This window comes from Oscillatoria sp. HE19RPO, assembly GCF_024220515.1.
GTDB lineage: Bacteria > Cyanobacteriota > Cyanobacteriia > Cyanobacteriales > Laspinemataceae > Laspinema.
In genome coordinates this window covers 21019-45647 of record NZ_JAMXOT010000025.1, presented here as the reverse complement: position 1 = coordinate 45647, position 24629 = coordinate 21019, and the positions used below count along the sequence as shown (strand labels likewise).

At 49.8% G+C, this 24629-nt stretch carries 20 protein-coding genes and 1 tRNA gene; 11 read left to right on the top strand and 10 right to left on the bottom strand.

The window, feature by feature from the left end; genetic code table 11:
* The first annotated feature begins 3 nt into the window (after positions 1-3).
* The 10 genes from NG833_RS03105 (at position 4) to NG833_RS03060 (ending at position 8406) form a co-directional block, all read left to right on the top strand.
* Positions 4-300, top strand: coding sequence for a UPF0175 family protein (locus tag NG833_RS03105; protein WP_254563866.1), 297 nt, complete (start codon positions 4-6; stop codon positions 298-300).
* Positions 297-779: a DUF3368 domain-containing protein gene (locus tag NG833_RS03100; RefSeq protein WP_254563865.1), complete on the top strand. Its 483-nt coding sequence runs from the start codon at positions 297-299 to the stop codon at positions 777-779. The genes NG833_RS03105 and NG833_RS03100 overlap by 4 nt, the downstream gene beginning before the upstream one ends.
* 127 nt (positions 780-906) lie before the next feature.
* Positions 907-1146: a hypothetical protein gene (locus NG833_RS03095; RefSeq protein ID WP_254563864.1), complete on the top strand. Its 240-nt coding sequence runs from the start codon at positions 907-909 to the stop codon at positions 1144-1146.
* 187 nt (positions 1147-1333) lie between these two features.
* A complete protein-coding gene (bioF, locus tag NG833_RS03090) occupies positions 1334-2512 on the top strand; it encodes an 8-amino-7-oxononanoate synthase (protein ID WP_254563876.1) in 1179 nt (392 codons plus the stop codon).
* Positions 2512-3600: a tetratricopeptide repeat protein gene (locus NG833_RS03085; protein ID WP_254563863.1), complete on the top strand. Its 1089-nt coding sequence runs from the start codon at positions 2512-2514 to the stop codon at positions 3598-3600. Before bioF ends, NG833_RS03085 begins: the two co-directional genes overlap by 1 nt.
* Positions 3601-3744: 144 nt before the next feature.
* On the top strand, positions 3745-4590 hold the full coding sequence (locus NG833_RS03080) for an LPS biosynthesis glycosyltransferase (protein WP_254563862.1): 846 nt from the start codon (positions 3745-3747) through the stop codon (positions 4588-4590).
* A 119-nt stretch (positions 4591-4709) separates the two neighbouring features.
* Complete coding sequence (locus NG833_RS03075) at positions 4710-6065, top strand: S-layer homology domain-containing protein (protein WP_254563861.1); 1356 nt, start codon at positions 4710-4712, stop codon at positions 6063-6065.
* A gap of 113 nt (positions 6066-6178) precedes the next feature.
* Positions 6179-6760, top strand: coding sequence for a YdcF family protein (locus NG833_RS03070; protein WP_254563860.1), 582 nt, complete (start codon positions 6179-6181; stop codon positions 6758-6760).
* A gap of 267 nt (positions 6761-7027) precedes the next feature.
* Complete coding sequence (locus tag NG833_RS03065) at positions 7028-8071, top strand: M42 family metallopeptidase (RefSeq protein WP_254563859.1); 1044 nt, start codon at positions 7028-7030, stop codon at positions 8069-8071.
* Between the two features lie 262 nt (positions 8072-8333).
* Positions 8334-8406: transfer RNA gene (locus NG833_RS03060), tRNA-Glu, on the top strand.
* A 125-nt stretch (positions 8407-8531) separates the two neighbouring features.
* Here the strand turns inward: NG833_RS03060 and NG833_RS03055 are convergent.
* The 6 genes from NG833_RS03055 to NG833_RS03035 form a co-directional block, all read right to left on the bottom strand.
* Positions 8532-10205 (bottom strand): AarF/ABC1/UbiB kinase family protein, encoded by a 1674-nt coding sequence (locus NG833_RS03055; RefSeq protein WP_254563858.1) that lies wholly within the window; start codon positions 10203-10205, stop codon positions 8532-8534.
* Positions 10206-11298: 1093 nt separating this feature from the next.
* Entirely contained in the window at positions 11299-11466 is a 168-nt protein-coding gene (locus tag NG833_RS30925; RefSeq protein ID WP_375293874.1) for a transposase, read from the bottom strand.
* Between the two features lie 447 nt (positions 11467-11913).
* Positions 11914-12159 (bottom strand): hypothetical protein, encoded by a 246-nt coding sequence (locus tag NG833_RS30920; RefSeq protein ID WP_375293873.1) that lies wholly within the window; start codon positions 12157-12159, stop codon positions 11914-11916.
* A complete protein-coding gene (locus NG833_RS03045; protein WP_254563857.1) occupies positions 12156-15062 on the bottom strand; it encodes an S-layer family protein in 2907 nt (968 codons plus the stop codon). The genes NG833_RS30920 and NG833_RS03045 overlap by 4 nt, the downstream gene beginning before the upstream one ends.
* A gap of 291 nt (positions 15063-15353) precedes the next feature.
* The gene (locus NG833_RS03040; RefSeq protein WP_254563856.1) at positions 15354-15716 is read right to left on the bottom strand and encodes a hypothetical protein; all 363 of its coding nucleotides are present in this window, start codon (positions 15714-15716) and stop codon (positions 15354-15356) included.
* Positions 15717-15801: 85 nt separating this feature from the next.
* The gene (locus NG833_RS03035) at positions 15802-18312 is read right to left on the bottom strand and encodes a filamentous hemagglutinin N-terminal domain-containing protein (protein WP_254563855.1); all 2511 of its coding nucleotides are present in this window, start codon (positions 18310-18312) and stop codon (positions 15802-15804) included.
* Between the two features lie 279 nt (positions 18313-18591).
* Between NG833_RS03035 and NG833_RS03030 the strand changes: the two genes are divergently transcribed.
* On the top strand, positions 18592-19119 hold the full coding sequence (locus tag NG833_RS03030; protein WP_254563854.1) for a DUF937 domain-containing protein: 528 nt from the start codon (positions 18592-18594) through the stop codon (positions 19117-19119).
* A gap of 296 nt (positions 19120-19415) precedes the next feature.
* Here the strand turns inward: NG833_RS03030 and NG833_RS03025 are convergent, their stop codons facing one another.
* The 4 genes from NG833_RS03025 to bioB form a co-directional block, all read right to left on the bottom strand.
* On the bottom strand, positions 19416-21674 hold the full coding sequence (locus NG833_RS03025) for a transglycosylase domain-containing protein (protein WP_254563853.1): 2259 nt from the start codon (positions 21672-21674) through the stop codon (positions 19416-19418).
* Positions 21675-21999: 325 nt separating this feature from the next.
* Positions 22000-22491 (bottom strand): signal peptidase II, encoded by a 492-nt coding sequence (lspA, locus tag NG833_RS03020; RefSeq protein WP_254563852.1) that lies wholly within the window; start codon positions 22489-22491, stop codon positions 22000-22002.
* A gap of 86 nt (positions 22492-22577) precedes the next feature.
* The gene (locus tag NG833_RS03015; RefSeq protein ID WP_254563875.1) at positions 22578-23147 is read right to left on the bottom strand and encodes a biotin transporter BioY; all 570 of its coding nucleotides are present in this window, start codon (positions 23145-23147) and stop codon (positions 22578-22580) included.
* Positions 23148-23383: 236 nt separating this feature from the next.
* Positions 23384-24451, bottom strand: a complete 1068-nt coding sequence (bioB, locus tag NG833_RS03010) for a biotin synthase BioB (RefSeq protein WP_254563874.1) — start codon at positions 24449-24451, stop codon at positions 23384-23386.
* Between the last annotated feature and the right edge of the window lie 178 nt (positions 24452-24629).

Here is a 24629-nt window from a genome sequence, read left to right as displayed (position 1 = left end):
CTTATGGAGAACCCCCATCCTAAAACCGAGGTCAAATTCACCTTGGAAATCCTGCCAGAATTACCGGAAATTCACCGGGTAGAAGCCGAACGTAAAGCCAAAGAAGCCTATGTAATGACTCTCCTCAAACACGCGGATATCAGTAGTGGACGTGCTGCCAGACTTCTGGGAATTCCTCGTTTGGAGGTGATTGAGTTGATGAGTTTGTATGATATTTCTCCATTTCCAATGCAAACCAGGGAGGAGTTGGAACGTGAAGTTGAGGCACTCAAGCGGAGTTTTGAGCAGGAACAGAAATGATAGTGGTTTCAAATACAACCCCCCTCAGTGAATTAGCGAAAATTGGACGGTTAAATTTACTGCCTGATTTGTTTGGGAAAATCATTATTCCGCAAGAAGTGTATGATGAACTAACCACAGGTACGCATCCAGCCGCCACTCAAGTGCCTTTAGTGGATTGGATTGAGGTACGTTCTGTCAGGGATTCTCATAAAATCTCTGCCCTACAAGCATCAACAGGTATTGATTTAGGAGAGGCTGCTGCAATTATTCTGGCTGAGGAATTGGATGTTACCTGGGTTTTAATTGATGATTTAGATGGGCGACGAGTGGCGCAGTCTCGTGATATCCCGGTAACAGGGACAATCGGCACACTGTTATTTGCCAAAGATAGGGGATTGATTCTAAATGTGAAAGAATTATTAGATGCTCTGATTGCCGGTGGGAAAAGGATTAGTCCAAAGCTTTATCGGGAGGTGCTGGCGACGGCTGGTGAGTAAGCTGCGCTGATAGGAGGATGCAGGCTATTGATTACGACAGGACTCTGAAGGATTTTAAGGAGTAGATTGCTCTTAAATCTAACTGTCATAAATAGTTAATTTTTTCTATAAATTGGGGAGAAAATTGATGGGAATTGAACGGCGAATGTCTCGGGATATTTTTGCGGCTACTGAGATTGTTGAACTGAAGCAGCCTTGTTTCACTAGCACGGGTGTCTTGTATCCAGGACTTTATCCGGTGGGACAATTGCCGGATGTGGCGTTTGAAATGGGGTTAGTGGATAGAGTTTATCCGGAACGGGGGAAGGCGGGGAAGGCGGAACAGCAATCTCCACCGGATGAACCGGGAGAGGGTAATGGGTTGTAGTTAATTTGGATGAATGAAACAGGAGGCAGAGCCTCCAATTGAGCATTCCTAGGCAGAGCCTAGGAACGAGAATTGGGGGCGGGTTTTGGGGTTTTTGGGAGGAGGCAGAGCCTCCAATTGGGCATTCCTAGGCTCTGCCTAGGAACGAGGGTTGTGGGGGTGTATTGTTGTTTGAATTGGATGAATGATGTCAACAAATCCTTATGGTTGGATAGAAGAATCGCTCAGGACGATTCATCGGGCGAATTGGTATCGTTCGGTGCAAGAAATTAGGGGTCTTCCGGGTGCGGTTGTCCGGATAGATGGGCAAGAGTTGATTAATTTTGCGAGTAATGATTATCTGGGTTTGGCGGGGGATAGTCGGGTGATTGCTGGGTCAATAGAAGCAACTCAATTGTATGGGACGGGGGCGACGGGTTCGCGGTTGATTACGGGGCATCGTCCGATTCATGGGGAGTTGGAACGGGCAGTGGCATCCCTGAAACAAACGGAGGATGCGATTGTGTTTAGTTCGGGTTATTTAGCGAATTTGGGGGCGATTTCGGCTTTGGTGGGAAAGCGGGATTTAATTCTGTCGGACCAATATAATCATGCGAGTTTGAAAAATGGTGCAATTTTGAGTGGTGCGACAGTTTTAGAGTATGAACATGGGGATGTGGAGGGGTTGAAATTGTTGTTGGAATCCCATCGAAATGCTTATCGGCGCTGTTTGATTTTGACCGATACGGTGTTTAGTATGGATGGGGATTTATGTGCTTTGCCGGAGATATTGGAGGTAGCGGAAACTTATGGCTGTATGCTGTTAGTGGATGAGGCGCATGGAACTGGGGTGTTCGGAGAAACGGGTGCGGGGGTGGTGGAATATTTGGGATGTACGGGGCGCGGGTTGATTCAGATGGGAACTCTAAGTAAGGCGTTAGGGAGTTTGGGGGGATATGTGGCAGGAAGTGCGGCGTTAGTTGATTTTTTGCGAAATCGGGCGGGGAGTTGGATTTATACCACGGGACTTTCCCCGGCAGATACGGCAGCGGGGTTAGGGGCGATCGCCATTGTGAATCAGGAACCGCAACGACGGGCGAAATTGTGGCAAAATGTCAAGTACCTTAAACAGTTGCTGGCAGAGAGTGTACCCTCGGTGGCATCGCGGTTACTGCCCTCAGAGTCCCCGATTCTGTGTTTGCAAGTCCCTGATGCTCAAACGGTTTTAGCCGTGGGAGAGGGACTGAAAGCTGCCGGTATTTTAGTGGGTGCTGTGCGTCCCCCGACGGTCCCAACCAGTCGGATTCGGGTGACGGTGATGGCAACTCACGAAAAGGCTCACTGTGAGCGACTTGTGGAAGGGTTGCAGTCTCTCTTAAAATCGTGATGAACCGAACTCTAAATGCTGCTTTTCCTGCTTTGGGACTGACGATCGCCCTGATGGGAGGTCCGGGAATTTTGCCAATTTTGGCGGTCCCGGAGGCAGTTGCCCAAACTCGCCCTGAAGATTTCCTGACGGAGGGGGTGCAGAAATTGGAGGCGGAAGACTACGAGGGAGCGATCGCCGATTTGACTCGGGCGATCGAGTTAGATCCGACATTGGTGGAGGCTTATACAGCCCGAGGAATTGCCCGTCACCGGAGTGAGGACTATGTGGGGGCAGTGGAAGATTTTACGCAAGTGCTGGAAATCCAGCCTGAAAATACTCAAATTCATGGGTTACGGGCTTTAGATTATTTATACTTGCGAGAATATCAGGCAGCGATCGCCGATTTGAATCGGGTGATTGAGGAGAATCCGGATGATGCCGATGCGTATATGCTCAGGGCAGAGGCACAGACGGAACTGAGGCAGTTTCAGAGAGCGCTTCGAGATTATAACCGGGCGATCGAACTGTCACCGGATAACCCCACCTTTTATAGAAGACGAGGGCAAAGTCGCGCCCGGAGTGGGGATTATCCCGGAAGTATCGAAGATTTTAATCGGGTGATTGAACTCGATGCCAATGATGCCCTTGCTTATGTGTTTCGGGGAAATGCGTATGACGATATAGGGGAAAGTGAAGCCGCCCTTGCGGATTACGAGAAAGCCTTAGAACTGGACCCGACTTTAGCGCAAGCCTATTATAATCGGGGGATTACCCGACGGCGGTTGGAAGATTATCGCGGGGCGATCGCGGATTATACAAAAGCCCTAGAAATCAATCGGACCGATGCGAATTCCTACTTGAATCGGGGGGTGGCTTATGCGTTATTGGAAGAATTTCCCGATGCGATCGCCGACTATACCCAAGCCATTCGGTTTAATCCCAGCTTAGGAGAAGCCTATTATAATCGGGGGCTGACTTACCAACGGATGGGGGACTCACAATCAGCCCGGGCGGATTTTCGACAAGCGGCGCAACTGTATCAACAACAAGGATTGGCTGCAAAATACCAAGATGCGATCGAGGCGATTGAAAATCTCACTCGGTAATTGAGACTCTCCTACAAGACGGACAAAACCATGAGGAATGGGGCGGAAAATTGGGCGATATTTCCCCAAAACATCGCGCCAAGATAGGAGCAAGAGCATCTCGATTCCAAGGTAAACTATAAAGGTCAACCTATTGGCAAAACGATGGAACAGCAGAATAGTCCCAATCGACTGGGCGATCGCATTGGCAAGGTTTTGATTATTGCGTACAAAGAACCGACGGATTTGCTGGAGAAGACATTGCGCGAGGAAGGGTTAACCCCGGAAGTGGTGCGACAGGCAGAAAATCCAGCGATGCAGGACTTTTCCCCGAGTTATCGCTGTCTGCTTAATCATCGTTCAGCCTGGGAAAGAGCCTTGAATGAATCGCAACCTACCTTAATTGTCGAAGCAGATTTTGTGCCGGTGCAGGGATTGGGACAACTGCCGTTATCTTTTCCTGGCGATCGCACCGACTTGGGAATTGCGTGGCTTTATACCTGTGCGCCTCAAATTTATAGCGTTTCTCAAGAAGGCTATGCTGATGGATTTTCTACTGCAATGGTGGCTTATATCATCACGAATCATAGCGCTGAGTATTTAATACAACTGGTGGATCGAATCACCGATGAAATTGGGCCGAAGAATTACTCCGCTTGGGATTCCAGAATTGATGCGTTTCTGCGCCAACACAACTTTAAGAATTACGTTCCATTTCGTAATTATGGAGAACATGGGGGACGTCCCAATCCCGAACATCGTCAAAATCAACTCAGTTCCAGCCATCGTGCGGACGTTCTTTATGGAAAACTAGCCTTTTTACCGATGTATGCTGCCGAAAATCAGGAGGGGAGTTTAAAGTTGCGGGGAGTCCGACTCAAGGCACGTCTAAAAGGCATCGGGCGTTTAGTAACGGGACGATATATTCGGTTGCCGGTTCTGAAAAAGTCAAGTGTTCCAGGCAGACTCCTAAGTTTTGCCATTCGCAGACATTTGACCCCGAGACTGTAAAGGGAATGGGTTAGCGTCGGGTAATTCTCCCCCTGAGTCCGTCGCGATCGCCCCCCTTCAATTTTGGGAAACTACGTTAGGGTTAAAATAGCGTATATTTTTTCTCCTATTGAACCGTGATGTTCTTAAAACCTGTATCGGTATCCCTGACGGCGATCGCCCTACTGATCGGATTGAGTGCCTGTGCCAACAGTCCGAATAGCGAAACCTTAGAACGGACCTTTGCTGCGGATCCGGTCCTGGAAGAGAATGGGGAGATTCCGGGGGAACCGCCACCGCCTCCGGGTCCCGCCTTGGAGGGAGTGGAAGGTTCCTCTGAACTTCCCCAGGATTTCCCGGAAACCATTCCCCCCTATCCCAATGCCGAATTTATCCGGACGATCGCCCCAAATGAGACTCCCGAATCCACAGAAGCGGATGCGGGGGTTTTAACCCTCTGGCAAACTTCCGACACTGCCGAACAAGTGCTGGACTTTTATGAACAACAGTTTAATCAGCCGAATTGGGAAATCGTCCCCCAACTGAATCAAACTGGACTCCAGCCGAGTTTAATAGCGCGTCAAGGACTGGATTTGCTGGTGAATATTGACGTCGAACCGCAAATCGAGATGGGGGAAACTCCTCCAGAGCGGGTAGAATTTCTGATTAGTTACGTGCGCTCCAATCCCGCTGAAACCAGCGGAGAAACCTCCGCAGATCAACCCCCCAATACGATCGCCATTGAAACTGCCACCCCGGTATCTCAACCCCCGTCGGAACCCTCGGCAACACCCGTCACCCCCACGGCAATAGAACAGGTTCCGGAACAGTTGCGCCCCTATCTGCGCGACTTAGAAAACGTTGGCATTGCGATCGCCCAACCCTCCGGGAATACCAGCGCCAATGCCACAGCATCTACCGTGGATCTCAACCAAGGGATTACTCGCAAGCAATTTGCCCGATGGTTGTTAGAAGTCAATAATAAAATCTATGCCAACCAACCGGGAAAACAAGTCCGATTAGCACCTACCACCGCTAACCCAGCCTTTTCCGACGTGAACTCTAATCATCCCGATTTCGCCGTGATTCAAGGATTGGCGGAAGCGGGAATTATTCCCAGTGCCTTGAGTGGGGATACTAGCGCGACTACATTTCGTCCCGATGCCATTGTCACCCGAGAACAATTGCTGGTGTGGAAAGTGCCGTTAGATATGCGGAGGAATTTACCCAGCGCATCCGTGGATGCAATTAAGGAAAGCTGGGGGTTCCAAGATGCCGGTAAAATTGACCCCAATGCATTGCGGGCGGTGTATGCCGATTATCAGAATGGCGATCGCTCAAATATTCGTCGTGCTTTTGGTTATACCACCTTATTTCAACCCAAAAAAGAGGTAACGCGGGCTGAAGCGGCTGCCGCCTTGTGGTTCTTTGGGGTACCCGGAGAAGGACTAACGGTCCCGGATGCCATGAAAAATTCCACTCCCGTGGCACCGTAAAGGCGGTATAGGAGCGCATCTGGGGTACTCTCAAAATGCCCGAACAGATGAAATTGACGGAGGAGAATTACCCTCTTTCTGAGATAGATACCTTGGAACGGTTTAGGATAAAAGTGAGCCAGCGTTTATCAGTCGGTCAAAAATTTTGGAGGTTATTCCTCACTACGGTACTGGTGATTTTGGTGGGATGGATTCCCGTGCACATTGCGATCGCCCGCCTGTTCGTCCCGCTTCCTGAAGCGATCGTCGTTTTAGGAGGACATCCCCATCGGATGACCTTTGCAGCCCAGTTTTGGCAGCAGCAGACCGATTTAGATATCTGGCTGTCGGGAGTTGGGGTGGATAATCCGGGCTATCGTCAGATTTTCCAGAACGCGGGAGTCCCGGAATCCCAACTGTATTTTGAAGTGCGATCGACCGATACAGTGAAAAATTTTACCGAGATGCGTGCTGAGTTGGTCGCCCGGGGTCTGCGCCATGTCTATTTAATCACGTCGGATTATCATATTCGCCGGTCCTGGGCGATCGCCTTTTTCGTGTTTGGCAGTCGCGGGATGATCGTCACCCCGATAGCCGTACCTTCTGTGGGATTTCCCCCGGAGTCCCCCAAACGAGTTTTTCGCGACTGCTTGCGTTCCATTTTATGGATCTTTACGGGCTATTCTGGGGCGGATCTCAATCCCAATTTACCCTAAGTTTTCGGGAAACCAACTTTTCAAGAGTGAGCTGTAACTGGAGGAAAATAGGTGGGGAAAGTCTAGGCAGGACTGACGCATTTTTGGAGGGCCCACCTTAAATGTAGAGGCGATTCGCGAATCGCCTCTACATTTAAGGACTCGATGTTACAGGAAAATAAGCGGTTCCCTATCTCCCTAAAGAGAGTAGAAAATCATCAATCCCTTGGAGTGCGAGCATCTTGCTCGCTACAATTATCCAGTTTAAATGCATCTGTGAGCTTAATCATGTCACTGTTAGAGTACGATCGCTTATTTGAAACCATTGAAACCTTAGTGTTGCATCATTCACCCAGTGGGGATGAGGGGGAAATCGATCGCTGGTTATTGAATCGATTTCAGGAAATTGGGGTGGAGGTGTGGCAGGATGCCGCAGGAAATGTGATTGCCAAAACTCCGGGACGCCCAGGGGGGAAGTCCCTGGCGATTACGGCACATAAGGATGAAATCGGGGCGATCGTCAAAACTATCGAACCCACGGGACGAGTGCAAGTTCGCAAATTGGGGGGTTCGTTCCCTTGGATTTATGGGGAGGGGGTGGTGGATTTGTTAGGCGATCGCCAGGTTGTCAGTGGCATCCTCAGTTTTGGGTCCCGTCACATCTCCCACGAATCCCCCCAACAGGCATTCCAGAAAGATAAACCCCTCAATTGGGAAGATGTTTGGGTGGAAACCAAATGCACTCCGGAAGCATTAGCAGAGGCAGGAGTACGCCCAGGAACCCGAATGGTGGTGGGCAAACATCGTAAAAAACCCATTCGCATGGGGGATTATATCGCCAGTTACACCCTGGACAATAAAGCATCGGTGGCCATTTTGTTAGCCCTAGCGGAAACCGTTAAGAATCCTCCGGGGGATATTTATTGGGTGGCATCGGCGAAGGAAGAAGTCGGGGCAGTAGGGGCCTTGTATTTTACCAACCGCCAACAGTTGGATGCTTTAATTGCTTTAGAAATTTGTCCGGTGGCCCCGGAATATCCGATCGCCGAGGGGGAAGTGCCCGTGTTGCTGTCTCAGGATGGATATGGGATTTACGATGAAGGGTTGAATCGGGAAATTCGGCAGGCGGCAGAACAAGGGGCAGTCGCCTTGCAACTGGCAACGATTAGCGGATTTGGCAGTGATGCCTCCATCGCCATGAAATTGGGCCATGTCGCCCGGGCCGCCTGTTTGGGCTTTCCCACCCAGAATACCCACGGCTATGAGATAGCTCATATAGGGGCGATCGCCAACTGCATTCGCATTCTCCAACGGTACTGTCTCCAGGAATAACCCCGATCGGGATGCCCTGGGATGGGAGATTCATCAGGTCCCATCTCGTGATTGAACCCCCGTCATGGCCGAATCGGGGCTAAATTAAAAAAATAAACCGTGAAACCCTTGCTATGCAAGACTTTGTAGCACTTATTCTAAAATCTCTAAATTTTTTTTGAAAAAAGGGTTGACAATACTAGGCGACCTGGTTAATATATAAAAGGTGCTGAGGGAAAGCGACAAAAACGCCAAGACGACCTCAACAAAGCACGAACTACCTGCCCCCATCGTCTAGAGGCCTAGGACACCTCCCTTTCACGGAGGCGACGGGGATTCGAATTCCCCTGGGGGTATTATACCGCAGAGCGGCAGGATTCATTAAAAAGACATCTCATGTTAAATGGGGTGTCTTTTTTAATGCGATCGGGTGAAGTCCCCCGATTCAACCTTGGGGGAAAATCAGCCGCAATTTCAGGGATTATTCCGAGAGGTTATCAAACTTTTCCTGAACCGATAGTTTGAGTAGAGAGTGCAGGAAAATCAGAAACGTGAAACCGGAGAGGGTAAAAAAGGCGATCGCCCCTCCTAGATAAGTTCCCACAAAGAGGATTGCACCCGCCACCAGAAAAAAGCCACTCACGCAGGCATAAATCAAACTTTTAATCCCTAGATTCATGCGTTTGAGGAGGCGATCGCTTTCCAAGGACCGGACGCGAAATTCCACCTCCCCCCGTTCAATCCGTTGTTCCATCCGGCGGAGAATTTCCCCTTGGCGGGGTTGTTGTAATCGATATTTAACAAACTCTCGCGCCTGTTGAGTTAGTCCGCTAATCAGACTGGTTTTACCTCGGGAAGTCGTCACCCGACGGATGAACGGTTTAGCACAGGCAACGGGATTGTATTGAGGGTCTAAAGTCCGGGCGATGCCATCTAGGGTGGTGAGGGATTTGAGAATAAACGTCATTTGGGCCGGTAAGCGAAACGGTTGCTGCTGAAACATCGCATACAACTCGCTTCGCAGTTCCCGTAATGCCTTAATTTCTAAGGGTTTTTCTGTGAAATTTTCTAATAAAAAAGTAATCATCCGGCGCACGGGTTTCATATCCGGAACCGGGACGACTAACCCCATTTCAATTAAGCTTGCCAGAACCGCTTCTGTATCTTTTCTTAAGACGGCAAAGAACGTCCGAATCATCCGGTCTTTGGCCAGAGATTTCATTTCAGCCATCATGCCAAAATCGTAAAAGATGATACTGCCTTCGCGATTGACTGCCATATTCCCCGGATGGGGGTCAGCTTGAAAGAAACCATCTTCTAGGAGTTGTTTGAGATAGCAGCAAATCCCCAGGACATTGACTTGCTTGACATCAATGCCGCAGGACTCTAACGTTTGGCGATCGTTAATTTTGATGCCTGGTAAATATTCCATCGCCAAAATCTTCCGACTCGTGTAGCGCCAATAGATTTTAGGAACCAGGATGTTGGGATAATCTCGAAAGTTGTCCCGGAAGCGGTCGGCGTTTTTCCCTTCTTGAACGTAATCGATTTCTTGAGAGAGAAAATTAGCGAATTCTTGATAGATTTCTTGGAGTTCGTATTTGCGAGTCCAGGGGAAAAAGCGATTGCAAATGTTCACCAAGTCTTGCAAGGCTTGAAAATCGAGTTGAAATAATTTTTCTAACCCGGGACGCTGGACTTTGATGACCACATCTTCCCCGGTATGGAGACGAGCTTTGTGGACTTGGCCGAGACTGGCAGCAGCAATGGGGAATTCATCAAAATCGCGAAAGAGGGAGTAAAGGGAGTTGCCGAGTTCGGATTCAATGACAGCGATCGCCTCAACGGAACTAAATTCCGGGACCTGATCCTGCAAGGTTGCCAAGGCTTTAACGTATTCTTTGGGGAGGATATCGGCGCGGGTGGAGAGGGCCTGACCGATTTTAATAAAAGTTGGGCCTAAATCCAGGAGGGTTCCGACTAACCATTCCGCCCGACGATAGCGGTGATGGGGGGCATTGCGAGCCACTTTGTTATCCCACCACAGGTAGAACATGAACTGGGCAGCGGAGCTAAAAATATCAAGCTGACGCCCTAGCAAAGAATAGTTAGAGCGTTGCCACCGTAGTGGTTTCGGAGCAGTCTTTACCACCATTTTTCGGTCAAGCGATGTGAATTCACCCCGAACAAGCGACAAGTTCTTTACCTCAAATTGTACGATCTAGGCCATCGGATGGCGATCGCCCACCCTACCGTCTTTTATTAAAACATGAAAAAGGGCAAGGGGGAGTGCTATCAAGGGGGGAAAGAGACCTAACCCCCCAGCCCCCTTCCCTCGGAGGGAAGGGGGGCCGCAGAGACCTTGAGTCAACAAACATTTATTCCTGATTCTCCCTCTCCTTGTAGGAGAGGGCCACCGGAGAGGTCTCTTCCCTGGGGTCTAAGCCAGGGAACTGTCCGCTAATTGAGGAAAGAGACCTAACCCCCCAGCCCCCTTCCCTGGGCTAATCTTGTAGGGGTTTGCTCGCGCAGACTGAGGGTCTTAAGCAAACTGGTACTTGTAGGGCCGCGACTGACTGGTATGAGCAGTAACCCGACCAAAAAGCAACCCGAGCCGTAACAGATGATCCTACCTCGGTTCTGAGACTAGAGAGCGCCAAAGCCCAAATGAGAGTCAATACCTTCGCCAATTTAATGGTCACTGGCCTCTTCGGAATGTTGATGGATACAGCCGACCGACTGGATAAGCGTTTCAAAATCTGACCCAATAAAACTGGGTCAGGTTTTTCCTTAAGCAGTTTTATGGTTTCTTCTGCATAACGGTACCCTCTAAATTGACTTTTGAGATCCCGAACACTGCAAAGAGGCCCCTTCTGGGTAACCTTTAAGAGATAATGGGATAAATTCACCATAAAGAAGGAAAGATTGGCGGAATTAGTCACCCCGGTCTCCTGAATATTCATAAAGTCTTCTAGTCCCCTAAATTGTTTGGCATCTCTAAAGTTAAATTCTATTTGAAATCGCAGTCCATAATAATCAATGATTGTCTCATAACTTAATTTTACATCCCTGGAAAATAAAATGACATGGCTTTGGCTTGAAGTCCGATGGTTTGTCTTGACTATAATCACCACATTCAAAGATTGGGCAAATTCTTTGTGAAGCAGAGTGGCTTGATAAATTTCCGTCGTGATTTTGTTTTTGTCCGTTGTCTTTTTTTTTATATTTGGCGGGAATGTGACCAACTTTTAGCCTGGGTCCATACTTAGCGTTAGTTTTTTCTTCTGAATTGGAAGATTCATAAGGTATAAAGCAGAGTCTTGGCGCAATTTAGAAATCAAATGAAGTTTCAATTGACGAGCCATTTGCAATGCGTTTTTATTTCCAAAATGACCATCCAACAATAAATACGTCAAAGGAAGTCATGGATTTACATAGCCCAACAATCGGGCAATTGCTGCCTTGATTTGCAATAAATCTGGGGTAAAATTTACTTGAGTTTTGTCTTTATTTTTGCTCCCTTTCGGTCGGCCTCCTTTGTTTATGACTGGAGCCTTATCCCCCTTACTATTACTCTGAAAGCTCCGGTTATCAGAAAAGCATGATTGAGAATTTTTCCTGATTTTTTTTCTTGTATTTAGCCAGCTTTCTCTCTAAAGCTGCTGCCTTTTCTTCTGGAGTTTTCAGGGTTTGTTCGATGTGAATGGGAAAAAATTTCTCTGTTGAACGCTAACTAAAGACAAAGCAAAGAAAGATAAACCCGGCACTGGCTTGCCGTATAAGCTGGAAAAAATCGCTCAATACCATGAGTTTCTTTTCCAGATTTGGTGACAACCACTTCATCGCCAACGAGCAAATAAATGTCATCTTTTTTGAATAAATGAAGGACGAAAAAATACCCACAACATTGTTGCCCAAGGTAAAATCGTGTAAAAGAATCGTTGTACCGTGCGATAACTGCCCCCGACTGGGGTCCAACGAGAAATCCCCAACATGGTCACTCGGCCCTCCATTGCCAGTATGGAAGAAGCAATCCGGCTTAATTGACGGACAGTTGTGGCCCCTACCACTGGGCTGAGGCATTGTAAAAGTGGTAAGATGTCTTTCATGGGCTAATGTAGATGTCATTTGTAGTTTTGGTAAACAACAAGTGTACTACGTGGGCCCTCCCTTTTTTGGCGAAGGTATTGTCCCTACAATCTACCCCGGACCTCATCCAAGAACTATGAGGACTGACTCGGGGGGTGTCAGTGACCAGAACCACCGTCCCCCCTGGATTCAACCGCCAGCCTTGGGCCTCCACTAAGGGCAGGTTTTGGGGTTGTTGTCCCCCAGTAAGGCTCTCTTCTGACCTGAGTTGACCCTGAACCGGCGTTCCGCCAGTGGGAACGAGGCGCAAATCATCTAAAATGACTGACGCATTCAGGGGTTCCGAGGGAGAAGCAGGCAAACCCCCCCGTCCCGTAAGGGTAAAGCTACTTCCTTGACCCTTGGCGCAGAAGTTTTGGGCAATCAGTTGGGCCGCATCTACAAAATTCTCTTGCAATGGCACAATTCCTAAACTCGAATCCGTATCTGGAGTATTCAGTTCGACGGAACCGCTAAACTCCGGTCCCAGTTCAGAGGTGGCGGTAATGTCACTGCTGGCGGTGAGTATCTCTCGAAAGTCTGTCCCGAAGATGCCTTCAGCATTAATACTAACTCGTCCACCCCGTCCAGCTAGGGCATTGGCGGTAATGTCACTATTTCCCAAGGCGGTCAAGACTCGGGTCTGGAGTGTAATATTTCCGCCATTGGTATTCCCGGCGTTGGTGGTGATATTACTGCCGCGAGAGAGTAATATATCTGGCGATCGCAGTTTAATATCACCCCCTGCACCGGAAACGGTGGTGGCATTGAGACTCCCTCCCATATCCAGATGGACCGACTCAGCCACAATTTCTAGGGTCCCCGCATTTCCCGGTCCCAAACTCCTCACATCTATATTCGCCCCATCTCGAACCCGTAACCGTCCGGTATTGATGCGCAGGTCCCCAGCAGCTCCGCTAATCTCCTGATTCTCAAAATCCGCACGTCCTGAAGAGGAATCCAATCCCGTCGGTAGTCCCGTAATCGGCGATTTTCCGGAAATATCCATCCCTTCTGTGGCATTCACCGTTAGGGTTCCGCCACTCCCGGATCCAAAGGTCCCGGTGGAGACGATTCCCCCGTCCGTTAGGGTTAACTGCTGGGTAGAAATAGTGAGATTACCCGACGGAGGGTCACCAAAGGTACTGGTGGCAATACTACTGGTCACCGTCCCATCTGGAGAGACTCCCACGATTTCTATCGACTCCTTCGCCTCGATCTGAATATTCCCCCCGGGTCCGCCAGCAGCGAGGGAACCGACGTTGGGACCGGTTCCGGTACTGGTGACAATTAATGCTCCCTCCCGAATCCTCAACTGTCCCGTGGTAATTTTAATATCTCCCCCGGTCCCCGATCCAAAGATGGTGTTATTCAAGATGCCCGTGGGGAGGAGATTTTCCGGTCGGGTGCCGGTGATTTCTACTCCCTCTGATGCCTGAATCATAATATCTGCACCGGGTCCACTTCCTAAGGTCGAGCTTGAAATGATGCTCCCGTCTTGAATACTGAGGTAACCCGTCTCAATCTCAATATTTCCGGCTGAACCGGCACTCCCGAGGGCAGTCGTGGCAAAAATTCCACTGGCGATCGCCTCAATACGATGATTGGCCCGCATCTGAATTTCCCCGCTGGATGCTGCCCCAAAGGTGGGGGTGAATACGAGCGCCCCATTATACAATCTAATCGCATTCCCCGCCTCTAAGGTGATATTGCCCGCCGGAGCCAACCCGCTGGTCCCCGCAAACAATCCGCCAATGCGAGCGTCCGGTTGCAATTGTCCCGTTAATGCACCCCCCGTCACCTGTTCTAACGGCCCAAATCCTACCCCAATCAGGGTCATGGAATCTGCGGCATCAATGCGGAGATTTCCCCCAGCACCGGATCCAAAGCTACTCGCGGATAAAAAGGCCGTGCCTTGGAGTAAAAATTGTCCGGTTTCAATCGTCAAGTCTCCCCCGGTTCCCACTCCCTGACTATCAGTCACTATTACACTAAAATTCTCCGGATCAGCGCCGGTGAGTGCGACTAACTCCGTGGCTGCGATCTTCACAGGTCCCCCGGGTTGGGAACCCGTATTCAGGGCCAATACCTGAGACCCTTCGGAAATACTAATTTGCCGTCCTTGTAGGTGAATGGTTCCTCCCCCCTCTCCACTGGTATTGATGCGACTCTGTTGGCTGAGTTGAAGGTCTTGAAAGCTCTCTACGGCTTCATATCCCGCTTGAATTCCCCGTGCTGTGGGGATCAAACGGATCCGGCTGTTGCCTGCTACACTCCCGATTTCAATCCGTCCCCCAGGCGATCGTACGTCTCCCCCCTCTAGGAACACATTCCCCCCAAATAATCCCAAGGTTTGCCCCGGTCCCCCTTGCAATCCCCCAGTTTCTCCGGTCCCGTCTCTCCCTTGAGATTGCACCACCATCGTCCCCGGATTTGGGCCAAATTGTAACCCCACAGGCACGTTAACCGTCAGCAATGGGGGTGATTCTGGGTTGATCGCACTAAATAAAGTCCCATCCGCCAGGACTATACTCTCGGCGGTACTCGCCAAAAATGAACCGCCAATATTGAGTTGAGCATTGGGACCGAAAACAATCCCGTTCGGATTCATTAAATAAAGATTTGCACTGCCATTGGCGCGGATAATTCCATCAATGCTGGAAGGACTTTCTCCCGTAATCCGGGTGAGGATATTTTCTACCCTCAAGGCATTCTCAAACTGCGCCGTATCCCCCGTCATCAGAGAAAATTCCTGGAAACTATGGAAAAGATTTCCGCCAATTTCTGTGCCTCCGGTAATTCGGTAAGTCGTGCCCTCGGGGGTAACCAGGGTGGGGTTATTCAAGCTGGCATCAGGAATGATTTGTGCCCCTGCTTTGCCCACCCATCCCCATGACCCACTCCACAGGATTAGCAAGCCTGAAAGGGTGATAACCGGGCAGGGCTTTAGGCAAAATAACTTAGGAAACAATCGGATAAATGGGTGATAATTGACTCGGTTGAAATGAATCATTCATTTTAACGGTTTTAAAAGGAAAAGAGTGGGCGATTTTTCCTCTAATGGTTTCTTCGCGAACTCCACCAGGGTTGTAGCACAAAATGAGCGATCGCCCCACTCAATTTTCAACCGGATGTCCGAAATCTCCCCTGACCACCCTACAAATTCATTTCCCTTTTAATCTCCACAATTCTGTTGCTTCACCCAAGAACTGTGCGGGGTAACCTGGGGCGCTTGGGTCACCAGAACCACGGCCCCCTCTGGGTTCACAGTCCAACCTTGGGCTTCCACCAGGGGAGGTGTTTGAGCTATTTTCTCTCCGGTGTTCTCCCCACCTGGATTAGATTGACCCTGGACTGCTGTTCCCCCGGTCTGGACGAGGCGCAAATCATCTAAAATCACTGTAGAATTCAGCAGTTCCGTGGGAGAGTCGGGCAACCCTCCCCGTCCCGTCACCGTAAAGCTACTCACGTCTCCGGTGGCACAGAAGTTCTGAGCAATCAGTTGATCGGCATTCACAAAATTGTCTTGCAGGGTCACCACTCCCAAGCTGGAATCGGCATCGGGGGTGTTCAGTTCAACGGTGCCGCTAAACTCGGGGCCCAGGTCCGAGGTGGCGGTAATATCACTGCGCGGGGTTTCCGCTTCGCGAAATTCGGTACCAAAAATCCCCTCGGCACTGATGCTGACTCGTCCCCCCCCGTCCCGCTAGGGCATTAGCGGTAATATCACTATTATCCAGGGCGGTTAAAATTTGGGTATCGATCGCAATGTTCCCTCCATCGGTGTTCCCGGCATTGGTGGTAATATTGCCCCCGCGACGTAACAGCAGGGTGGGCGATCTCAGTTGAATGTTACCCCCGGCACCAGAAACTGTTGCGGCATTCAAACTCCCCCCAGTATCGACCCGCACGGAGTCGGCAACAATTTGTAAAATCCCAGCATTGCCCGCCCCAATACTCCTCACATCTAAGGTTGCTCCATCTCGAACCACTAATTCTCCGGTATTCACCCGCAAGTTTCCCCCGGATCCGGTGACGTCCAAATCTGGAATATCCGCCCGTCCCGAGGAGGACACTAAGGTACTGGGTAATCCGGTAATCGGCGACTGCCCAGAAATCTCAATCCCTTCTGAAGCATTCACGGTTAGGGTCCCCCCATCCCCACTATTAAACGTCGCGGAGGACACGATCGCCCCCTCGCTAATGGTTAACTTCCCCGTGGAAATCGTTAAATTCCCCGCCGGATTCTCACTAAAGGTCGTCGTTCCCGGACCACTGGTGACTCGCCCATCCGGGGACACGCCCGCTATCTCAATCGACTCACTCGCTTCAATGTTAATATTCCCTCCGACTCCCCCCAATGTCACCAATCCACTGCTAATATTCCCCCCACCACTATTGGCAGAAATCAATGCACCCCCGCGATTAATTAACCGGGCGGTTTTAATCGTCACGTCACCCCCAGTCCCCGTCCCAAATAGGGTATTATTTAAAATTCCCGTCGGTAAGACATTTCCCGGTACGGTTCGGCTAATTTCCACCATCTCTGAGGCATTGACGCTAATATTCCCCCCGGGACCATTCCCCAGAGTTCCACTGGAAATGACGGTGCCATCGGTGATAATCAGGTTGCGAGTTTCAATGGTAATATCCCCGGCGGAGGCGTTACTCCCAAAGGCGGTATTGGATAACACTCCAGCGGCGATCGCTTCTATCTTGTTTCCCGCCCTCATCTGGAGGTTACCCCCTGCCCCATCCCCAAAGGTCGGTCTATAAATTAACGTCCCATTATACAACCCGATCGCATTCCCGGCTTCTAAGGTCATATTCCCCGTGTCTGCTTCTCCCACAGTGCCCGTTACCAACCCCGGGATGCGATCTTCCGGTTGCAGTTGTCCGGTTAATGCTCCCCCAATTAATAACTCTAATGGCTCAAATCCTACCCCAATCAGGGTAATCGAATCGGCGGCCTTTATGGTAAAATTTCCTCCGGACCCCAGTCCAAAGGTGCTGGCAGAGACTAATCCGGTCCCCTGGAGTAAAAATTGTCCGGTTTCGATAGTTAAGTCTCCCCCGGTCCCCACTCCCCGCGTATCGCTGACGACTGCGGTAAAATTATCCGGGTCAGCGCCGGTAATCGCTACTAATTCGCTCGCTTTGAAATTCACCCCTCCCCCTGGTAGCACCCCGACATTGACTGCCAGGACCAGAGACCCTTCCCCTACGGCAATTCGCCGTCCTTGCAGGTGAATGGTTCCTCCCCCATCCCCACTGCTGTTGATCCCACTGCGTTGGGTGAGTTGAATATCCTGGAAACTCTCCACGCCTTCGTATCCCGCTCTCATTCCCCGTTCTGTCGGAGTCAGGCTGATCCGGCTATTACCTCCCACGCTGCCTATTTCTATCCGTCCTCCGGGCGATCGCACTTGTCCCCCATCTAGGAGCACATTCCCCCCAAATAATCCCACGGTTTGCCCCGGAAATACTTGCAATCCACTCACTTCCCCGCTACTGTCTATCCCTTGGGTTTGGACCCCAATGTTCCCCGGATTTTCCCCAAATTGTAACCCCACTGGCACGTTGACCGTTAGCAATGGGGGGGCTTGTGGGTTGGTTGCACTAAATAGATTCCCATCTGCCAAAACTATACTCTCGGCGGTACTGGCAAAAAATGAACCTCCAATATTCAGTTGAGCATTGGGACCGAAAACAATCCCGTTAGGATTGATTAAATAGAGGTTAGCACTGCCATTGGCGCGGATAATTCCATCAATCAGGGAAGGGTTGACTCCTGTAATTCGAGTTAAAATATTTTCTACGGTTAATGCATTTTCAAACAAGGCGGTATTCCCGGTCATCAGAGAAAATTCCTGGAAGCTATGCAAGAGGCTTGCGCCAATTTCTGTCCCGCCGGTAATCCTCTGAATTGTTCCCTCATTTGTAACGACACTAGGATTGGGAAGGGTGCTATCGGGAAAGACTTGCGCCTCGGCTGGACTGGTGAGGGTATAGAAAAAACTTACACAGGCGATCGCAACAGAAATTTTCAACCCATTTCGCTGATTTAGGCAGAATGTACGCATCCCAACATCAGACAATTCTGGAGGATTTACTCGGTTTAAGAAATAATTCATCTGGCTTGCGAATAGTGATTGTCTACAATGTAGCACTTGGAATTGGAACGCGGGAATTTTCTGCGAATTTTTCCCTTGGGTGGCGATCGCACCTGAGACTCTACACCCTAGTTGGGTCTACTTTCCTGGACTCGGGAGGCCCCCATCTTTTCAGGCCCTTTCTCTTCCTTCAGCCAATCTGCCTGATTTCGACTATCTTAATAGTAGAGTGACCTACCTGGCGGCTTGCTGCCATTGGGTTCTCGATTTTTTTGTTCAATTCTTTTGGAGTCACAATTCATGGAACTATTTAATCAAATCGTGAGTGCCATCAGTAATCCGAGCCAACAAGCCAGTACCAATCAAATTGGCAGTGCGATCAATGCGGTACAACAACTGAGTCAAACTTACCATACCGACCCCGGAACGACTCAATCTATGCTATCAATTGTCAGCCATTTTGTCCGGTCTTCTTTACAGGAAAAACGGGCCACTGGCGGGAATGATTTAGTCCAATCTTTGGTGAGCCAGTTTAGCGGGACCAGTGCTAATTCTGCGGCGATCGCAGCTTTGTTTTCTATCCCTCAACTCAATGAAATGATTTCGGCGATCGCCTCGCGCACGGGCTTAGATCCTCAGCAAATCCAATCCATGCTACCCTTGTTAATCCCGGTGGTTCTCCAGTTGTTACAAACCGGGGCTAGTTCTGAACATCCTCAAACGGGTTCTAACCCGGTTCTCAATCAATTTTTAGATGCCAATAATGATGGTGAGGTGAATATCAGCGATGCTCTCCAATTAGCCAGTCGCTTTTTAACAAATCCTTAATTTTCTCTGTTATGAGGTTCCCGAATGGGAGCCTCTTTTTCTAATATACCCAACTCTGTTTCTAAGCTGCAATTTGAAATTTTGGCGACTTTTTTTTCAAAGGTCTTGCGCTTTCTCTTGACTTTTGTTAAAATTCTCTTATAATGGAAATAGTGGCAATTTTAAAATTTTGGCAAATACTCCCATTATCACATATAATAACATAAATTCAGTAATTTATCTTGAAAAAAAGAAAAATTTTTGGCGGCGGCCTGATTTAACAATCTCAGGTGAGTGAGACCCGACGAAAACATTAACTAAGGAACGATTTGACGCATATACTCCCGCCAAAGCTGGGCGGCTTGAGCGCTACTCCCGGCAGTGGGAGTATTATCGTCATTTCCCAACCAAACTCCGGTCACTAATTCTTGAGAGGGGACATAACCGACAAACCACAGGTCTACATTATCATTAGTCGTCCCGGTTTTCCCCGCTTCGTCTAAACCGAGGGAAGCATTGGTGCCGGTTCCGCTGCGAATCACCCCTTGCAATAAAACTGTGAGAGTATCAGAGACTTCCCCAGAGAGAACATCTACATTATTCGCGGTGCGATCGCTCTGATAATCGTAAATCACCCGACAGGTACTCAAGTCATCGCGATCGCTGCAATCACTGCTATCAAAAATCCGCTGAATCCCATGAGGACGGTTGCGAACGCCCCGATTGGCGATCGCCCCAAAAGCGCCAGTCAACTCTAGGACCGTCACCTCACTCTGACCCAGGACCAACCCGGGAACCGCCTTCAGTTCGGACTGAATCCCCAGACGACGGGCCATTTGGACCACCCGATCCAACCCCGCCTCTCGGGCAATTCGCAACGCCACGGAATTTTCCGATTGCGCCATGCCTTGATACATATCAATCGCACCGCTACTGCGTTCGCACCCCCTAAAAGATTGCCCGGACCAACTCAGGGGTTCACAGGAAAAAGTCTGACCCGGGGAGACTCCGCGATCGAGGGCCGCACTGTATGCAAACACTTTAAAGGTGGAACCCGGTTGACGTAACGCTTGGGTGGCGCGATTAAACTGACTTTCGCGATAGTCAACCCCGCCAGTCATGGCTAAAATTTCCCCAGTCCGGGAATCCAGGGTGACGATCGCCCCTTGGGAGAATCCAAATTGAGTACCGGCATTCTGCACCGCATTTTGTAACGCCTTTTCTGACTCAGTTTGAATCGCCGGATCTAGGGAGGTTTCCACGATAAAATTCCCTTCGCGGGCCAGTTGTTCCCCTAATAATTCTTCGAGTTCGGCAAAAACATGACTATAAAAATAGGGGGCGATCGTACTGCCGAGAATTTCCACAGCGCGGGGATTAACCTCAATGCGCGATCGCCTTGCGCGATCGGCCTCTTCCTGAGTCACCATCCCCAACCGCCGCATCCGATAGATTACCCCATCGCGGTATTTCACCGCGAGTTCATAATTTTGCACCGGATTAAAGGCATTGGGGGCCGGCAAAATCCCCACCAAAGTTGCCGCTTCCGATAAGGTCAAATCCGCAGCAGACTTCGCAAAATAAAAGCGGGCCGCATCTTCAAACCCAAAGAGGTCAATGCCTAAATAGACCCGGTTTAAGTAAGTTAATAGCAGATCATCTTTGTTATAAAACGTTTCTAATTTTAAAGAGACGATCGCCTCGCGAATTTTGCGACCCGCCGAGTCTTCTGTTCCCACATAATCCCGAAACAAACTGCGGGCGAGTTGTTGGGTGAGGGTGCTGCCCCCTTGGAGACTGCCTCCGCGTAAATTCACACTCAACGCCCGCAGGGTCCCGATTGGGTCAACCCCAAAATGCCAATAATAACGACTATCTTCTGAGGCAACTAGAGCATTAGGCAGATAAGGGGAAAATTCTGATAACTGATTCAGTTCCCGGTGAGCGTTATTAAAGGGCGGACGCAGGGGGGTAGATCCATCTCTGGCATAGACAACCACGGGACCCTGCATAGAAATGGGGAAAGGGCGCACTTGAAATTTTTGCCATTCCACCGCGAGAAAAACCGCCGCCAAACCTGCCACTCCACTGCTGGTATAAAAGGTCCATCTTGCAGCGCGGACATACCAGGGGGGCGGGTCAATGTACTGGACCTGAACGCAATCGGCGAGTTCCGGGGGACCGAGGGTAAAGGTTTGACGGTGGCGGATGGGGGTGGAGGTAATGCGACGCTTACCGCGAAAGATGCCGTTGGTGGAGTTTTCGTCTTTGAGATAGAAGGGAGTATTGCGACGATTGGTATCCCGGGAGAGGGAGGCATGAGTCTGACTCACCACAGGATTGCGGACGACAATATCGCTGGTTTTGGACGATCGCCCAATGATATAGCGATCGCCCAACAGGGGATAAACCTCGGGTTTCGGGCTACCCGCATCTTGAACCCAAAGTTCTGGCACTCTGGCATTGGGTTTGAGGGCCAGTCGGGAAAAATGAACCTTGGCCAAAACTGTCTGGGTCACTTGGGTAATCGTACCCAGGAGAGTTTTGGGCTGTTGGGGGGGCTGCGGTGGACTCATTATGCTCTGCTTGTGCGCTTAATCGATAACCAAGGACAATATTGAATCAAGAGGACCTTTAACGGGTTCTTTATGGTTAATTTGTGGCCAAGGGAACAGAGATTGTGTCAAGAAACCCGGTTTGTCTGACCGTTACTGAACTGATGGCTTAGGGAATGTGAAGGGAACTACAACTCAGGGACTAGCTTTTCCCGAACCTTGGGGGCGATCGGCCCCAAGGACCCGAGTACCTAGTTAGACCTCTGTCTCGGAAAAATCATCTTCTTTATAGTTTAGTTGTTCTCTCCCGGATCGGAGGCTATCAACCTTCCCCGTAATCCCTCCCTCAAGGACTGCTAGGCCCCTCATTCCGAGGGGGAGGGGGAGAGGGTCGCAACATCACAATCAACAGACAAATAATTCCAATATTAATGGAGACATCCGCGATATTAAAAACGGGAAAATTAATTAAGCGAAAATCCAGAAAATCAGTCACTTCCCCTAACAGAAATCGGTCAATCCCATTGCCAACTGCACCACCTAAAATTAAGCCAAACCCGACCTCTTCCCATCGGTTCATCCTGGGGCCAAACCAGGCTAATGCGATTAACCCCAAACTGACTGCCAAGGACAGCCATCGCAACCAAGATCCATTATTGCTAAATAAGCTAAAGGCTGCTCCCGTATTCGTCACATAAGTAAAATGAAAGACCCCTTCCCATAAGGGCCAAGATTCTTTGAACTCAAAATTTTGGACGACCCAATATTTCGTCAGTTGGTCGAAAATTACACTAATAGCACTAGCAATCCAGAATAACGAGTTGTTTTTGAATTTCATTACCAACAATGGAGAGTCAAGTGGACAAGCGTTACCCATCTTCTGTGCTTTCTGCTAAAAGTCAGGGACAGCTAACCACTGACCAATCAATAAAACATCAGCCTTCGCAGGATGAACGCCAAGACAGTGACGGCACAAACTACCGCTAATTGTCCAGGTAAGGGATAGACGGAATATTTAAAAACTCCATCAATCAGGGTTTGAGCATCTGAGTGTAAGTTAATCGCCAGGTAAATTAGCCCGATCGCATGAACGCTGAGTAATCCACAGACACAGCTAAAGGCCAAACTTTCCAGCCGCAGGGCCATTCTAAAGGCCAGCCAACCACAAACCCAGGCCCCCGGAATGAATCCGAGTAAATAGCCAAAGGTCGGCTGATTGATGTAGTCCAGTCCACCCCCTTCGGTAAACACCGGCAACCACATCAATCCCAGAGCCACATAAGCAATTTGAGACAAGGCACCAGCATTTTTACCCCCCAGACATCCCACCAGGAGAACGGCTCCAATTTGATAGGTGACACCCAAGGAATGGATCGGGATACCCGCCTGGACTCCATTCCAGGAAGGACTAGCAATTGAGGCTTCTAAAAAGGTGCCACCAATGGTCAGCAAGAGGCCAATCAAAGCCCAGATCAGTTCAAGTGGAGCAGACACGGTGGTCATTGGTCATTGGTCATTGGTCATTGGTCGTTGGTCATTGGTCCTTTGTTGGGGGCAATGTTCGTAGTAACGACTTCAGTCGTTGCTCTAGTGTCATGGCTGAAGCCATGACACTAGAGCAGATTAACCGCCTGTTTGGGGACTGGATTTTAAGCCTCCCCAGGGGCGAGAAGAAGGCGATCGCTTTCTTCTCCCGGAAACGACTGAAGTCGTTACTACGAACCTCCTTCCTAACCGTTAGTCTTTCCCTTGGGAACTGGGGCTTCATTGCCTTGTAGTCCCAGTTGTTCGAGCATGGCACGGTCTTGGTCGGGGGGTTGACCTAGGGTGGTCAGATAGTGACCAATTAACATGGCGTTGATGCCCGCTTTGAGTCCTAAATGTTGGAGTTCGCCCATGACCGATTCCCGTCCTCCAGCATAGCGAATAATTTGCTCGGGGAGGATGAGACGGAAGATGGCGATCGCTTTTAAGGCTTCGTAGGGATCAAGTTTGGGGAGATTGCCCAAAGGCGTATCGGACCGGGGATTGAGCAGGTTGAGGGGGACGGATTCAACTTCCAATTCCCGCGCCGCTAAGGCTAAATCAATCCGGTCCTCCCAGCTTTCTCCCATGCCAATAATCCCTCCGCTACAGGCTTGGATGCCTGCGGCTTTGAGATTTTTGATGGTAGCGACGCGATCGCCCCAAGCATGAGTCGTGACAATTTCTGGGTAAAAGTTTTCTGAGGATTCTAAGTTATGGTTATAGCGCGTCACACCAGCTTCCGCTAAGGCTTTAGCTTGTTCTGGAGTCACTTCACCCAAGGCACAGCAGGGTTTGACATTGGTCTCCTCAATAATCTGGCGCACCGTTGCCAAAATCTCTTCAAATTCTTTGGATTTGGGACTGCTGTATTTGGGTCCTCTGCCTTGGGAAACTAGGCAAAACCGGCTGGCACCAGCGGATTCGGCGGCTTTGGCTTGGGCGAGAATTTCGTCCCGGGGTTTGAGTCCATAAATAGGCGAATCCGTGCCCGGATGATGCACGGATTGGGAGCAAAAGCCACAGTTTTCAGAGCAATTGCCGGATTTGACGTTGATAATGCTACATAAATCAACGGTATTGCCGCAGCAGGCTTGACGGACGGCATCTGCGGCTTCGCACAGCAGCAGGATGGAGTCTTGACCTTCAATATGGGTCAGGGCGATCGCTTCTTCTCGGGTGAGGCGATGCCCAGCAATAATGCGATCGGCCAGTTGCTTGAGGGACTCGCCCAGGGTTTCGATTGTCCCTCTGGCGGCGTCATCCTCGGCCACTGCTGCGGATGGATGGGAATTTTTGGATACGGGTGCTTGAACCACTTTCAGCCCTTCTATGACAGTTCCTGAAGTTCTGGCATTTTACCATCGGGGCTTTACCGTTTTCGAGTGGATTTTGGTAATCATGGGTTAAGGCACTATTTTTAGGGGTGAATAATTAACGATTCGGGTTGTC

What these genes read in the sequence shown, in the direction of transcription:
- NG833_RS03075 (WP_254563861.1), top strand. Translation starts at nt 4,710, where the DNA reads ATGTTCTTAAAACCTGTATCGGTATCCCTGACGGCGATCGCCCTACTG.
- NG833_RS03095 (WP_254563864.1), top strand. Translation starts at nt 907, where the DNA reads ATGGGAATTGAACGGCGAATGTCTCGGGATATTTTTGCGGCTACTGAG.
- lspA (WP_254563852.1), bottom strand. Translation starts at nt 22,491, where the DNA reads ATGAAATTCAAAAACAACTCGTTATTCTGGATTGCTAGTGCTATTAGT.
- NG833_RS03105 (WP_254563866.1), top strand. Translation starts at nt 4, where the DNA reads ATGGAGAACCCCCATCCTAAAACCGAGGTCAAATTCACCTTGGAAATC.
- bioF (WP_254563876.1), top strand. Translation starts at nt 1,334, where the DNA reads ATGTCAACAAATCCTTATGGTTGGATAGAAGAATCGCTCAGGACGATT.
- NG833_RS03100 (WP_254563865.1), top strand. Translation starts at nt 297, where the DNA reads ATGATAGTGGTTTCAAATACAACCCCCCTCAGTGAATTAGCGAAAATT.
- NG833_RS03065 (WP_254563859.1), top strand. Translation starts at nt 7,028, where the DNA reads ATGTCACTGTTAGAGTACGATCGCTTATTTGAAACCATTGAAACCTTA.
- NG833_RS03025 (WP_254563853.1), bottom strand. Translation starts at nt 21,674, where the DNA reads ATGAGTCCACCGCAGCCCCCCCAACAGCCCAAAACTCTCCTGGGTACG.
- NG833_RS03055 (WP_254563858.1), bottom strand. Translation starts at nt 10,205, where the DNA reads ATGGTGGTAAAGACTGCTCCGAAACCACTACGGTGGCAACGCTCTAAC.
- NG833_RS03030 (WP_254563854.1), top strand. Translation starts at nt 18,592, where the DNA reads ATGGAACTATTTAATCAAATCGTGAGTGCCATCAGTAATCCGAGCCAA.
- NG833_RS03035 (WP_254563855.1), bottom strand. Translation starts at nt 18,312, where the DNA reads ATGAATTATTTCTTAAACCGAGTAAATCCTCCAGAATTGTCTGATGTT.
- NG833_RS03085 (WP_254563863.1), top strand. Translation starts at nt 2,512, where the DNA reads ATGAACCGAACTCTAAATGCTGCTTTTCCTGCTTTGGGACTGACGATC.
- NG833_RS30920 (WP_375293873.1), bottom strand. Translation starts at nt 12,159, where the DNA reads ATGAAAGACATCTTACCACTTTTACAATGCCTCAGCCCAGTGGTAGGG.
- NG833_RS03080 (WP_254563862.1), top strand. Translation starts at nt 3,745, where the DNA reads ATGGAACAGCAGAATAGTCCCAATCGACTGGGCGATCGCATTGGCAAG.